Raw genomic sequence first — 14,179 nt, 5'->3', positions numbered from 1 at the left:
TTTGACTCATATCTTAAAGCCAATTGGCAGTATCCTTTCTCCCCTTTTCACGTACTTTTAACCCACACCCTCTAAGCATATTCTAATGAACAGATTTTTAATCGGATTTTTGGCAGCGCTATTATTACTTGGGGGAATTTGGCTTTTTACAGATAGCAGAGCCAAAGAGGCAGAGCTTCAAGCTAATTCAGCAATGATCCAGCAGCAGATCCAGCAGGTGGGGAAACTGATTGTAACTGAAGCGTATTATTCTCAGGTTTTTACCTACAATAACTCCCAAAAGCTCTTCCTTAACCTTGTGAGTGCGAATAAAAAAGCTTTGATCGTAGCGAAGGCTAAGGCAACCGTAGAATATGATCTCAGGCAGATGGAGACGAAAATCAATGAGGAAAACAAGACTGTCACCATCGTGAGCATTCCCGATCCAGTGATCAATGTATATCCGGAGTTTGATTATTACGATGTGACTCAGGACTATCTCAACCAGTTTGAGGGGAAAGATTATAACAAGATCAAAACCAGCATAACGGCGCAATTTCGTAAAAAAATAGATGATTCCGGACTTAAAGAAGATGCAGAGGATCGCTTGATGAACGAACTCCTAAATATCTTTATTCTCACCAAATCTATGAGTTGGACGCTAGTTTATAATGAAGTGGTGATCCAAAATCCTGAACAGTTAAAAGAATTGAGAAGGTAATCTGTACTTTCGAATGCTCATAAAAATGCCCCAAAAAGTAAGATTTTACTCTCTGGGGCTGCTATATTCACGAGCTTCTCTTTGTTGGAAAGTATAGCAGTATAATGAGTTACTTTCTATAGTTCGCCTGTCTCTCTACCATCCAGCTTGGATATTGCATTGGAAGTGGGCTTACTTCATCTATTTTTTTCAAGTCATCTTCCGTCAAAATGAGTTGAGTAGATTCTATGTTGAGTCTCAATTGCTCCAAAGTTTTCGCTCCAATAATTGTACTGGTTATTCCTTTCTGCTGTCTTACCCAAGCCAACGCTACCTGTGCGATACTTGCATCGTGATTTTTTGCCAAATCTCCCATGACATCTACCAAGTCATAAGCTTTCTCCTTGTCTATTGGAGGAAAATCAAATTTGGATCTTCTAGCATCTGCATCTGCTCCTTCTCTGGTAAATTTGCCAGTTAAAAAACCACCCGCTAGGGGACTCCAAGGAAAAATCGCTAAGTCATGATCTTCTGCCATCGGTACCAACTCATGCTCAATATCTCGGCTGACAGCAGCATAATAATATTGCAAACCAATGAATTTGTGCCAGCCTCTGAAATGCGCAATAGCCTGAGCTTTGGCCACCATCCAAGCCGGCCAGTTACAAATGGCTATGTATCGGACCTTGCCTGATTCCACGATGTCATTCAGCGAGCGGACGATTTCTTCCAGTGAAGTAAGCGGATCTACCCCATGCACGTAGAGAATATCTACATAATCCATTTGGAGCCTATTCAAACTTGCTTCTACAGAATTGAAAATATTGTATCTGGAAAGTCCAGCGCTATTTGGCTTGTCTTTCATCTTTGCCAAAAGCTTGGTAGCTATCACCACTTCGTCTCTTGGAACAGATAAATCCAGTAATCCTTGACCTAGCAACTGCTCAGATTGCCCAAATGAATACACATTGGCAGTATCTATAAAATTGATTCCTGACTCTACCACAGCACTCAACATGTCATTAACTTCATCTTGTTGTAGCTGTCCGATATTGGCCCACATATCAGCATCCTGACCTCCAAAGGTCATGGTGCCAAAGCATAGTTCAGATACAATCAAGCCTGTGTTTCCTATAGAATTGTACTTCATTATTAAAATAGCTTAAGTTATGGATATTGATTAATGAGGTTAAAACAGAAGCTGTGCAAAAACAGTTGCCTTGGGCGAAAAATTCTCCGGTTAATCTCAAACATTTTTAATTTGAGGCAAGGTCAATCGTCTTCTTGAATTATTTTTGAAAAATCAATACAAGAAGATTTTCAGATGAAATCGAGCATGACTAGAAAGTCACACACTGGGATGATTATAATGCATGCGAGATTCCATATGGCCTTAGAGAAAAATTTTAAACATATGAAATATAGAATTAATTCTTCAGAGTTATCCATTGAAATCAACCAGACCGGAATGGAGCTTTCCTCCATAAAATCCCTAAATACAAATACTGAGTACCTTTGGCAAGGTAACCCATCTATTTGGAGCGGTCAGGCACCTGTTTTATTTCCCATTATCGGGGCACTCAAAGATGGCTTTATGATCTATAAAAATCAAAACTATAGCATTCCAAAGCATGGAATCCTAAGGAATTCGTCTAAGCCTGTCCTAAAGGAATCCACGGAAAATTCATTGTCATTTTCTTTGGTTTGGGATGATGAAAGCTTGAAACAGTATCCATTCAAATTTGAGCTTGAAATCAAATTTACCGTATTAGGTAGCAAAATTGAGATTGCCCATCGAATCGTAAATCCAGGGGAAGAAACGATGTGGTACAGTATAGGTGGACACCCGGCATTCAATTGTTCGGTAAATGAAGGGCAAGAATATGAGGACTATTTTCTCGAATTCACATATCCTGAATCTGACTCCACTTGGAGCGTAGAGTCTAGCGGACTTATAGGAAAAGAAACCAAATCAATATTGGAAAACAGTTCGAAACTATCCCTTCACAAGCATCTTTTTGATAATGATGCGTTGATTTTCAAAAATCTCAAATCCCGTGAAGTTACTTTAATGCATGAAGACAGAGGAGGAATCTTGTCTTTAAAATTTGATGATTTCGATTATCTGGGAATCTGGGCAAAACCTGGGGCACCCTTTGTTTGTATTGAGCCTTGGCTGGGAATTGCCGATAGCGTTGATTCAAACCAGAAGTTTGAAGAAAAAGAAGGACTTCTGAAATTGGAAGCTCACCAAAGTGAAGTGAAAACATACTCAATAACTATCCTGAAAGAAAAATAAGATTTTGGCAAAAGAGGTAGAAAGTGCTTCCCCTTTTGCCTATTTTCTACTGGTTAGCTATAAACGGTGCTTGTTTAATAAATTGCCTATTTGACAATTGATCAATCAGGAAGTTGGCCAAACTTGTCGCTGAGATTTGATCTCCCAGACAATCTTCTAGTGATACATTGATCGACCTATTCTCTTCATCCATAGTTATTAAAGGTAATCTCACCAAAGTCCAATCTACCTCATTCCTATTGAGTAGTTCATATTCGAGTTGTTTATCAGCCGTTGAATTGGGATAATTAGCATACATCCACTCTGTAGCTGCTTTTACAGAAGCTCCTTTTTTGTCACCTTTTACATCTACATTGATTCCTGATGCCACCACATATCTAGTGATTCCATGCAGCTTCATCGCTTGTAGTACATTCGAAGTGCCTTCTGAGGAAATCGTATGTTTACTAGGAGGTACGCCCCAGCCTAAAGTACTGATCACTGCATCACAATCTTCCAGCAGCTTATTGACAGTTGGTTGATCCAGAACATCACCTATTATTACTTCGATTTGAGGATTATATATGGGTATTCGATCTGGATTTCTGACAAGCATCTTTATTTGAAAACCTGCTTTTACGAGTTCATTGACAAGAAAATTTCCTGCTTTTCCGGTTCCGCCAATTACGGCTATTTTCTTATTTGCATTCATGGGATTTTTTATAAAATGTGATAAAAATATACCCTGACATTTTCCCTGAAAGGAAATGTGATTCCGTTGCTTTTAGCAACAGATGGGGCATTCAGCTATTTTATAAAGAGATTTTAATAGGTTAAACATAAGCTAAAATTGGTAACGAAAAAAGAAAATCCTGAGATGGTATCACCTCAGGATTAGAATTATTATTTCTATTTTTTATTATAGTCTAGAAATTTGCCAGCTTTTTAACTTCACTATCAGTTAGCGCCCGGTCAAAAACTACAAGACCACCGATCTGGCCTTTAAAGAAATTTCCCATTCCCTTTGCCAATAAAACAGCTCCAACGGTAAAGTCAGACCCATTATCACCTAATCCATCGGGAAAATAATAGGGATTTTTCGATTGTACCAGCCCTTCTGGATAGCCTTCAAATCCTTGGGTATGATTAATCAGCTCTTCCTTTCGGGACTCAAAGTCACCATTCACAAAGGATTTGATGTACTCTCCATCGTAAGTGAATGCAATAGAACTCCACTCATTTTTTGCAACAAGCTGTTTACTTGCTGAATAATCAATGGAATATGGAAAAGGTGGAGTGGCTTTTCCAGACTGTGATACATGACCACAAACTTGGTCTGCTCCATTATAATAGCCCAAAGAGACGAAGAGTCCGTACTGCCTTTTGCCTCCCTCTTGGTATTCATTCCACATACCTCCAACAAAACCTGTTTGCTCTCCTGACCATTTCACCCACGCGACGACGGTAACTCCCTGATTTTTTCCATGAATATTGAGTTCTGCTGTTTGGTCACTGGGCAAACTCAGGAAATTTGTCCCATCAAAATAAGATGAATACCCTGAAATCGGCCCCTCTGCCATACGCTTGACCTCAGTAGGAAACTCCACTAACGAAAACTTTCCTTTGCCCTGAGCCAATCTTGGTTCACCCGCACTTTCTTCAAATTTCCAGAAAGCCACCATCCCTTCTGTAGCTTCAATTCGTTGGATTAAATCTTCATTTGGACTGTTTCGCTGTCCAGAAGCAACTATGCTACAGGTGAATAAGCAAAAACATATTCCAAAGAATGCATAGAAGTTCGGTGGTTTAATCATTTCATAGTGTGCTAAAACGACAAATTACTTCGTCCATTGGATGTAATCCCGATTGACTTGACCATCAAGAATACTTTCATTGGAATAAACGATGATTCTATACTTGAATGTCGCTGATTCGCCTTTCTCCAATTTGAAGTTAAGCTCATCCTTGCCATCACTCAGTGCTTTTTGACCTAAAGGATTTGCTGCAAACAAACCATAGCCTCTTGCATGCCAGTACGTAGGATAGCCTGGATTGGAAGGAAAATCCAGGATAGCAACAGAGATATCCTCATTGTTGATTTTGCCGGATAGACTTACCCAGTCTCCTCTGGTCCCCCAAACATCATGGCCTTCCACTCCTTCACTGCTGAGATACATTCCTGTGATTCCCTCATTATTCATGGTCGGCACATCAGTTGCTTTTCCTGAAGCATCGGTGAAAATCTCAGGTTTATCAGACGGATGCTCCAGTTGTCTTGCGGTACGAAGGCCTAGCATTCCTTCTTTATTGTCAGTCAGTTTCACTTCTCCATTTGGAGCTGTCAGCGTAGCTATCCGATCTATAGTTCTCTGATCGTCCTTACCTCGGAAAATAAAGGTTGTGTTCTCGGTCAAAAGCACTTCATCTTTATCATTCATCCAATCCAAACTCACTTCCAGTACGCCTTCCTCATTTCCACTTTTCACAGATTTGATAGATTTATGCACGATATGCCCGTACTTCGTTTTGTCTTTGATATCAGAAGAGTTGTTCCAAAAGTCAAGACCATTGACATCACCATAGTTAAACCAAAGCCCTAAATGATGCGGATGATCCACACGCTCTCCCGGTCGGGGAGTAACTGGCCAGCCTCTGGTAATAGCAGTTCCATTTGCCGTATTGATAGGATATAAAACCGGCTTTTCCAGTGAATCTGGGTAGATGTAGGAAGTAAAAAACTCCCCGTCTATGATGACATCTACCTTCTTAGCAGCATCGTCACGGATCAGTTCTATTCTGTCTTTCATCTGTCCGGATTCATTTTCAGTTTCGGTTTTTTCCTGAGTAGATCCACAGGCTAAAGTCATTGCTGATAAGGCAATCACAGTTGTGTAATTAAGGAGTATTTGTTTATGATTTAGCATTTTATAATTTCTGGATTAATAGTTAAAAGTTGAATGAAAATAGGCTGATGAATTCAATCGATCTCGTCAATTATTTTTTTTCAATTGATTGAATAACGCCAATTGCTCCTTAAGAGCAGCCACCCGATCAGCAGGTTCAGTGCGGGCTTCCATCAGTATCCAACCGTCATATTTTATATCATTGAATAATTTGAAAAGAGCTGGGTAAGGATAGTCACCTTCATTGAATTCTCGTACGTGTACCGTATCCCCAAACCACTTTTTCACTGAATTGAAATTAGCTTCCAAACCAGGCGACAATAGATCCTCGGCATTACAGTTCCAGCATATCTTGACAGCAGATTCAGTTACCTGATCAAAAATCGCTTTCATATTTGGAAGCTCCTGGGTCAAGTTCCCATGTACTTCCACTCTCACGAGTTGTCCATATTCAGCTGCGAACTTTCCAACCTCGTTGAAAGAAGCTGCGATCTGAGCGATGGTTTTTTCTTTAGGCACATCGGCGGGGAGGTTATTTGGTTTTACTTTAATTCCTGTCGCACCTATATCCTTGCAAAGCTTGATGTACTCTTTGGTCTGCTCAATATTTTCTCTAACAACAGCGGGATCTGGGCTGTGATACTCAAAATTACTTCCGTAGCCCAAGCAAGTCACTTTGCTATCCTTAAAGCGCTTTTTTACTTCGGCTCGTTCTGCTGAATTTAGGCTTGTTTCCACTCCGTGCGCATGTCCGGTACGAAGCTCCACTCCTAGCACTCCTGATTTTTCACAGTTCGCAATAAGCGTAGGAAGATCCCAATCCTTGCCCCATTGGTAAGTCACCAAACCGAATTTCATCCCTGATTTTGCCATGGAAAAAGCATCCAAAGGAAATTGCATAGCTGCCAGACTTAAGCCTGCTGCTGCGCTTTTCTGTATAAACTCTCTTCTAGAATTACTCATAATATTAAACTTTAGTTGGGATGGCGTATGGATTTCGATAATCTCTGGTCAGCATTTTATCTGCCTCTTTATCCTTGACAAACTTCTCTGTACTTCCCTCAAATCTTAATTCGCGGCCAGTCAGATACGATACATTGGCGATCAGCGGTAGTACTGAAGACTTGAATCCTTCCTCAATGTCACAGTGAAGTGTCTCGTTGTTTCCAGCTCGGATTGCATCCAAGAAATTCGCATAATGCTCCGCACCACCTGGCGCAGCTAGCACTTGATTATTTGGTGCCGGAGCTGCTTCTTTTTTAGATTGAGCAAAAGGCTCCTTTTCCTTCTCACGGAAAGCTTTCCAAGTCCCTCCGTCTAGTTCTAGATATCCTTTTGTACCGTAAAACACATTTCCTATATGGATGCCTAAACTAGACTCTCCGTTGGTATATCTTCCTCGGGTTTCAAATTCCAGGATGGTTCCGTCCGCATACTTGAATACTGAGCTTTGAGTGTTTGGAGTTTCCTGAGAGCATTCGTCTGGGTCGATCCCGTAGATTCCTCCTGCGGAATAAACTGAAACAGGATGTTCATTCTTATTCATTCCCCAGCGGGCTACGTCAAACTGATGAGGCCCTTGATTTCCGGTATCGCCATTGCCTGTGGCCCAGTGCCAATGCCAGTTGTAGTGTACTTTCTTCTCATTATACGGAATCATTTCCGCCGGACCTCTCCAGTAATCGTAATGTAATGAAGCCGGTGGCGTGCTATCTGCCACTTTGCCAAAAGAATCCCTCGGCTTGTAGCAGGTACCACGAGCCATATACACATCCCCGATTCCTCCTCCATGAAGGAATTCCATCGCTTCCATTACATTGGCTATGGAGCGGTTTTGGAAACCTACCTGCACTCTACGGTCGTATTTGCGAGCGGCTTCTACCATTTTTCTTCCCTCCCAGACATTGTGACTGGCAGGTTTTTCTACGTACACATGCTTTCCTGCCTGACAAGCCCAGACTGTCGCCAGCGCATGCCAGTGATTTGGTACGGCAAATGAAACTGCATCCAGTTCTTTATCCTCCAGCACCTTGCGCATATCCCATTCTGTCACTGGAGTTATGCCCGTTTTCTCAATAACAACTTTTGACTTTGGTTCGAAATACTGCTCATCAGCATCACAAAGTGTCTTCAATCTCACATTGCGGTTATCTTTCAAAGCACACCACTGGTTGATGTGATTGCTACCTTGTCCGCGGATTCCGACCACTGCTATGTTTATTCGCTCATTTGCCCCAATAATAGAAGCGTATGATTTGGCACTCATACTCATGCCGGCCACTGCTATTCCGGCCGTGCCTAAGAGACTTTTCTTTATGAATTCTCTTCTTTTCTCCATTTTGATTTAAGGTTATAGGGTTTGTTGTAGTTGTTGTTTGTTTGTTGGTGGTAATACCCTGTACATATTTAGTCAGGTGTTCACCTATGAATTTTTAATCTAAACATTCTCTTCCTACCAATCAATAGCAATTATTTGGATGCCTGAATTACTTGCGCAAACGATTGCTTTTTCTCTTCAGTTGATTTCTCCCAAGGCAGTAATCCAAGAGCACTTTATCACCATTTACGGTGATATTCTATTTTATCACCATTTACGGTGATATTTTGATTTATCACCATTTACGGTGATATTAGATTCATGATTGCACTACTTACAGGAGATATTATCAATTCCAGAGAACTGAAAGATCAGAATCTCTGGATCCAACCATTTAAGAAATTGCTAGGCAACTGGGGTGAGACTCCCAAGCAGTGGGAAATATTCCGTGGTGATAGTTTTCAACTGGAAATTCCAGATCCCAAAGAAAGTCTTCTGGCGGCTTTACAAATAAAAGCTCTCATCAAAAGCCTTCATTATCCAGAGGAGAATAAACGAAGCTCTCCCATCGATGTGCGTATGGCCATTGGAATTGGCACAAAAACCTATGATGCAAAAAGAATTTCCGAAAGCAATGGTGAGGCATTTGTACGATCTGGAGAAAAATTTGAGCAACTGAAGAGCGAGATGATCACGCTGGCAATCAACTCGCCATGGGCCGAATGGAATGATGAGATGAATCTTTACCTGAAACTGGCTGGAATTCAAATGGACAGCTGGTCGATTTCCTCCGGTGAATTGATGTCTGAAATGCTCTCCAACCCGGATCGCAAGCAAGCGGAAATCGGAGAAGTGCTTCGCATCAATCAAAACTCAGTGAGCAAGCGATACAAGGCTGCAAATGGAGAAGATATTTTGGCACTGGAAAAATTATTCAGAAAGAAACTCAGTCAGCTCCTCTAATGCTTATTCTAATCAAACTCATACTTGCCCATCTAATAGGAGATTTTCTGCTCCAACCGACTTCCTGGGTAAAGCAAAAGGAAAGCCTAAAAGCCTATTCCCGAAAGCTATACATCCATGTCCTTATACACGGAATACTCGTCTTACTGCTACTTTGGGATCTAAGTCAATGGCCCATCATCGTCAGTGTGTCGGGGGCTCACCTGATCATTGATATGACGAAGCTTTATGGGCAAAAGAAAAAAACAAAAACCACATGGTTTGTCATTGATCAGCTATTGCATGTAGCAAGTTTAATTGCAGTATGGGTGATTTTCACGCATGCAGAGATCGATATTCAACGATTCTTTCAGAACCCAAAGACCCTAGGGCTGATTACCATTATATTTTTTCTCACACAACCGACGTCCCTTATCCTTTCGACTTTACTCACAAAATGGGCTGATTCCATTCCTTCCCTGCCGGGACAATCACTACAAAATGCAGGCAAATACATAGGAATACTAGAACGCCTTTTTGTTTTTGGTTTTATCGTAACGGGGCACTGGGAAGCCGTGGGATTCCTGATCGCTGCAAAATCAGTCTTCCGCTTTGGTGATCTTCGAAAATCAAAAGAGAGAAAACTTACCGAATACATCCTGATTGGAACCTTACTGAGCTTTGGTACAGCGATACTCTCAGGGTTCATCTTTTTATCTATATCCAATTAAATGAACCAAAACACGGAACTGGATTCAATCCAACTCAATTTTTCTTCAAGCGATTTATTGCTTCTCAACCTTGCGCTAGCACTGATCATGTATGGTGTAGCGCTGGACTTGAGATTTGAGGATTTCAAATACTTGGCAAAAAACCCAAAGGGTTTCTTCCTAGGTGTATTCTCACAGTTTATACTTCTGCCATTTCTTACTTGGTGTCTGGTATTGATTATGAAGCCTCCTCCTTCAGTGGCACTGGGAATGTTTCTGGTAGCGGCTTGTCCAGGAGGAAATGTCTCCAATTTACTGACTAGCCTTGCCAAGGGAAATACGGCTCTTTCCGTAAGTCTAACTGGATTTTCCAGCATGGCATCCATCATCAGTACTCCATTGAATTTTGCACTTTGGGCAAGTTACTATGCCCCCACTTCAAATTTACTAAGAAAGATCAGCCTTGATTATACAGATGTATTTACTACCGTTGCATTGATTCTAGGCATTCCGTTGATACTTGGAATAATCACGCATAAATACGCTCCTGCATTTGCTGAAAAGGCATCCAAAATCCTCAAGCCGCTAAGCATTCTGATATTCGCGGCCTTTGTGGTGATAGCTTTTGTTGGGAATTTCGATCTATTCACCAAGTATATTTCTTTGATTTTCCTCTGGGTATTGGGGCATAATTTTGTGGCTCTTGGTTCAGGATTTATCACTGGGAAAATCTTCAAGTTACCTCTGGCTGATGTGAAGACAATGACGATCGAGACAGGAATTCAAAACTCAGGTTTGGGGCTGGTTTTGATTTTCACTTATTTTGATGGCCTTGGTGGAATGGCTATTATTACGGCCTGGTGGGGCATCTGGCACCTAATCTCAGGTATGACTATCGCAAGTCTATGGAAATCAAAGGTTTGAAATGATTACAGTCTGTGAAATACTAACAAATCAATGAAATACTTAATCAATGAATTCCTTCGATTTCTAGTTAAAATCACGTTGAAGGGCTATTTCAAGAAAATCATCATTGAGGGTGCAGAAAATATCCCGAAAAATGCTCCCATTCTTTTGGTAGCAAATCACCAAAATGCATTGATTGATCCTTTGCTTTTGGGAACACATACTACGCTGAAACCCTACTATTTGACTCGTGCGTCTGTTTTCAAAAAGTCATTGGTCGCCAAAATGCTGAATTTCATCCAAATGCTTCCCGTCTATCGCGTGCGGGATGGGTTTTCTACTATCCAGCAAAATCAAAACACTTTTGACCAAACATATGAAGTACTTCACGAAAATGGCGCAGTGGTCATTTTTGCAGAAGGTAGTCATAGTCTCATCCGAAATCTTCGGCCATTGAGTAAGGGGTTTACAAGAATAGCTTTTGGACTTAAAGAGAAATATCCTGAAACTACTCCTGTGGTCCTACCTGTAGCATTGGATTACAGTGCACATAAGCGATCCGGAAGCATCGCAAGAGTCACCTTCGGGAAAGTTATTCCCGTTGACATGCCAGCCTCGAAATCTGGTTTGCTGACCAAATCAGTACAAAAAGCCTTGCAAGACCTAGTAGTGGAGATACCGAATGAAGGATATGAACAACATCTGGAGCACCTGATCGAGCATCAAGTGGATTTGACTTCTAGAGTAGAGGTAGATCTTTTTTTGGAGACAGGAGAAGTTCCAAACCCTGTTGAGGAAGTATCTGGTTTGAAGAATAAACTGATGAAGATTTTCCATTTTCCACTCTATTGGTTGTGGCTTTGGAAAAAGCCAGGTGTAAAAGATCCTGTGTTCTCATCCACCTGGAAATTTATGATAGGCTTTGTATTAATTCCTTTTTACTATCTATTCCTACTCTGGCTAGCGATGGATACTCCCCTTGGCAGTTGGGCTTTGGCTTTCCTGATCATGGCTTGGATTTCATTGATCGGCAATAAGAACCCTCAGGAATAAAGAGAGGCTTGACCAAATATTCTTTGGGATATTTTATAACTTTGGAAGAAGAAATAAACCCAAAAATAACTAACCATGAGTCAAGACTTCCTACCCTTGAAAGGGACTGATTATGTAGAATTGTACGTAGGCAATGCCAAGCAATCTGCATTATACTACCAATATGCTTTTGGTTACGAATTGATTGCCTATGCTGGACCAGAAACAGGCGTGAAGGATCGTGCATCGTATGTGCTGAAGCAAGACAAAATCAGACTGGTACTTACTTCCCCTTTACATCCAGACGGGGATATCGCCGCCCATATTCAGCAGCATGGTGATGGAGTGAAAGTGCTCGCATTATGGGTGGATGATGCGGCGCAATCCTGGAAAGAAACAACTAATAGAGGAGGCATTTCGGCTTTGGAGCCAAAAACCATGTGTGATGAACACGGTCAGGTCGTGGTTTCTTCTATTAAGACCTATGGTGAAACCATTCATACATTTGTAGAGCGCAAAGACTACACGGGTATTTTTCTTCCTGGGTATCAACCAAGATTAAGTACATATACACCTCAACCAATTGGCTTGAAATACATCGATCACTGCGTAGGCAATGTGGCTTTAGGTGAGATGAACCGTTGGGTAGAATTTTACGAAAATGTCATGGGATTCAAATTGCTCATCACTTTCGACGACGAGGATATTTCCACAGAATATTCAGCTTTGATGTCCAAAGTAGTATCCAATGGAAATGGCTACGTCAAGTTCCCCATCAATGAGCCGGCGGAAGGAAAGAAGAAATCTCAGATCGAAGAATACCTAGACTTCTATCGTGGACCGGGCGTACAGCATATGGCACTTGCGACGGATGATATTATTCATACTGTATCTGAGCTAAGAAAAAGAGGCGTGGAGTTTCTGGAGGTACCTTCATCCTACTATAATGATCTGCTTGATCGAGTTGGGAAAATAGATGAGGATTTGCAACCACTGAAGGATCTGAATATCTTAGTAGATCGGGATGATGAAGGATATTTACTCCAGATTTTCACTAAACCTGTACAAGATAGGCCTACGCTATTCTTTGAGATCATACAGAGAAAAGGCGCCAAATCCTTTGGAAAGGGGAATTTCAAGGCACTCTTCGAAGCCATAGAGCGAGAGCAAGGTCTCAGAGGAAACTTGTGATTTATCAACCAATAGCCGACAACCATTATAGTCGGCTATTGGTTTTTAACTTTTTTTGAATGCAAACTAGCTTAAACAGACCCTATAAAGAGTATTCAAAGAGGAAAACTATTAGCCACCGAATCTGCTTGTGCATGAGTCTTGTTATGTTGAGATAAATAATCCTTACATCACGAACATATGGTCACTGCAGCCGAACTTCCAAAAGGTCTTGTATACATACGAGACTCACAGCCTGGAATACTTAGAAAGAAAAGGGGTCGCAGTTTTATTTTTTTAGACAAAGACAATCAAAAGCTTACCAATGAATCACAATTAGTGCGGATTAAAGACCTAGTAATTCCGCCTGCATGGAAGGATGTGTGGATTAGCCCAAAAAAGAACAGCTATCTACAGGCTACAGGAATAGACGAAAAAGGCAGAAAGCAATACCTCTATCACTCGAAGTGGTCTTACTATTCACAGAAAATCAAATATGATGACTTGCTCAAATTTGGGTATTATTTACCCAATCTGCGAGAACGATATCAAAAGGATTTACGGGCGAAAACCTGGAGCAAGGATAAAGTTCTGGCATTGGCAACGGCACTTCTGGATGAATTACATCTACGCGTAGGCAATAAGCTCTATACTGAAAGTAACAAAACCCACGGACTGACTACACTCAGGCGAAAACATCTCCAGGAAGACGGAAGTAAGCTCTTGATCAATTACATGGCAAAGAGTGGAAAAGAACGCTCTGTTTCTCTTACTAATAAAAGGCTTATCAGATTGTTAAAAGATTGTTCTCAGCTTCCTGGGTACGAATTATTTAGGTACCAAAAAAACGACGAATGGCATACAGCGGATTCTTCTTCGCTAAATGAATATATCAGCTTAGAAGCTCCAGAGGGTGATTATTATACGGCCAAATATTTTAGAACTTGGGGAGCAAATTGCGTTTGTATCAAACATACCAGTGAAGTGTTCCTACTATGTGAAAATACAGGAAAAAAGCCTGAGACTACATTAATCAGACTGGTAGCTGAAAAAATGGGGCATACAGTAGCGGTATGCAAAAGTTCCTATTTGCATCCTGAAATTATCTCCCAATGCCTGAATGCAAAGAAGATAAAGGACTGTTTGCCAAAAGATTTTTCACATGATGGATACAAACCTGAAGAAATTCAGCTGATGAAAATCCTCTGCAATAAACTCCATTGAATCACTAAGAATTCATCT

Annotated in this window: 14 protein-coding genes; 8 read left to right on the top strand and 6 right to left on the bottom strand. The window is 41.0% G+C overall.

Features of this window, described 5'->3' with window-relative positions:
• Window positions 1-85 precede the first annotated feature (85 nt).
• Window positions 86-700, top strand: coding sequence for a DUF4230 domain-containing protein (locus tag U3A58_RS02680; RefSeq protein WP_323821841.1), 615 nt, complete (start codon window positions 86-88; stop codon window positions 698-700).
• Between the two features lie 109 nt (window positions 701-809).
• Here the strand turns inward: U3A58_RS02680 and U3A58_RS02675 are convergent, their stop codons facing one another.
• A complete protein-coding gene (locus U3A58_RS02675) occupies window positions 810-1,829 on the bottom strand; it encodes an aldo/keto reductase (RefSeq protein ID WP_323821840.1) in 1,020 nt (339 codons plus the stop codon).
• 174 nt (window positions 1,830-2,003) lie between these two features.
• Between U3A58_RS02675 and U3A58_RS02670 the strand changes: the two genes are divergently transcribed.
• Complete coding sequence (locus U3A58_RS02670; protein ID WP_323821839.1) at window positions 2,004-2,978, top strand: aldose 1-epimerase family protein; 975 nt, start codon at window positions 2,004-2,006, stop codon at window positions 2,976-2,978.
• Window positions 2,979-3,024: 46 nt separating this feature from the next.
• On the opposite strand, the gene U3A58_RS02665 is transcribed toward U3A58_RS02670, so the two are convergent.
• The 5 genes from U3A58_RS02665 to U3A58_RS02645 all read right to left on the bottom strand — a co-directional run bounded on the left by U3A58_RS02665 (window position 3,025) and on the right by U3A58_RS02645 (window position 8,198).
• Window positions 3,025-3,669: an NAD(P)-dependent oxidoreductase gene (locus U3A58_RS02665; protein ID WP_323821838.1), complete on the bottom strand. Its 645-nt coding sequence runs from the start codon at window positions 3,667-3,669 to the stop codon at window positions 3,025-3,027.
• 214 nt (window positions 3,670-3,883) lie between these two features.
• Window positions 3,884-4,771 (bottom strand): LamG-like jellyroll fold domain-containing protein, encoded by an 888-nt coding sequence (locus tag U3A58_RS02660; RefSeq protein ID WP_323821837.1) that lies wholly within the window; start codon window positions 4,769-4,771, stop codon window positions 3,884-3,886.
• A gap of 24 nt (window positions 4,772-4,795) precedes the next feature.
• On the bottom strand, window positions 4,796-5,881 hold the full coding sequence (locus U3A58_RS02655) for a DUF6807 domain-containing protein (RefSeq protein WP_323821836.1): 1,086 nt from the start codon (window positions 5,879-5,881) through the stop codon (window positions 4,796-4,798).
• A 66-nt stretch (window positions 5,882-5,947) separates the two neighbouring features.
• A complete protein-coding gene (locus tag U3A58_RS02650; protein WP_323821835.1) occupies window positions 5,948-6,823 on the bottom strand; it encodes a sugar phosphate isomerase/epimerase family protein in 876 nt (291 codons plus the stop codon).
• Between the two features lie 4 nt (window positions 6,824-6,827).
• Window positions 6,828-8,198, bottom strand: coding sequence for a Gfo/Idh/MocA family protein (locus tag U3A58_RS02645; RefSeq protein ID WP_323821834.1), 1,371 nt, complete (start codon window positions 8,196-8,198; stop codon window positions 6,828-6,830).
• A 300-nt stretch (window positions 8,199-8,498) separates the two neighbouring features.
• On the opposite strand from U3A58_RS02645, the gene U3A58_RS02640 reads away from it, so the two are divergent.
• The 6 genes from U3A58_RS02640 to U3A58_RS02615 all read left to right on the top strand — a co-directional run bounded on the left by U3A58_RS02640 (window position 8,499) and on the right by U3A58_RS02615 (window position 14,161).
• Window positions 8,499-9,140, top strand: coding sequence for a hypothetical protein (locus U3A58_RS02640; RefSeq protein WP_323821833.1), 642 nt, complete (start codon window positions 8,499-8,501; stop codon window positions 9,138-9,140).
• Window positions 9,140-9,850, top strand: a complete 711-nt coding sequence (locus U3A58_RS02635) for a DUF3307 domain-containing protein (protein ID WP_323821832.1) — start codon at window positions 9,140-9,142, stop codon at window positions 9,848-9,850. Before U3A58_RS02640 ends, U3A58_RS02635 begins: the two co-directional genes overlap by 1 nt.
• Entirely contained in the window at window positions 9,851-10,753 is a 903-nt protein-coding gene (locus tag U3A58_RS02630; protein WP_323821831.1) for a bile acid:sodium symporter family protein, read from the top strand.
• Window positions 10,754-10,786: 33 nt separating this feature from the next.
• Entirely contained in the window at window positions 10,787-11,788 is a 1,002-nt protein-coding gene (locus U3A58_RS02625; protein WP_323821830.1) for a 1-acyl-sn-glycerol-3-phosphate acyltransferase, read from the top strand.
• 75 nt (window positions 11,789-11,863) lie between these two features.
• The gene (hppD, locus tag U3A58_RS02620) at window positions 11,864-12,958 is read left to right on the top strand and encodes a 4-hydroxyphenylpyruvate dioxygenase (protein WP_323821829.1); all 1,095 of its coding nucleotides are present in this window, start codon (window positions 11,864-11,866) and stop codon (window positions 12,956-12,958) included.
• A 180-nt stretch (window positions 12,959-13,138) separates the two neighbouring features.
• On the top strand, window positions 13,139-14,161 hold the full coding sequence (locus U3A58_RS02615; RefSeq protein WP_323821828.1) for a DNA topoisomerase IB: 1,023 nt from the start codon (window positions 13,139-13,141) through the stop codon (window positions 14,159-14,161).
• Window positions 14,162-14,179 lie beyond the last annotated feature (18 nt).

Source organism: Algoriphagus persicinus (assembly GCF_035156415.1).
In the GTDB taxonomy this organism is placed as follows: domain Bacteria; phylum Bacteroidota; class Bacteroidia; order Cytophagales; family Cyclobacteriaceae; genus Algoriphagus; species Algoriphagus persicinus.
The sequence above is the reverse complement of the archived record's forward strand: the minus strand, read 5'-3'. Positions and strand labels throughout refer to the sequence as shown.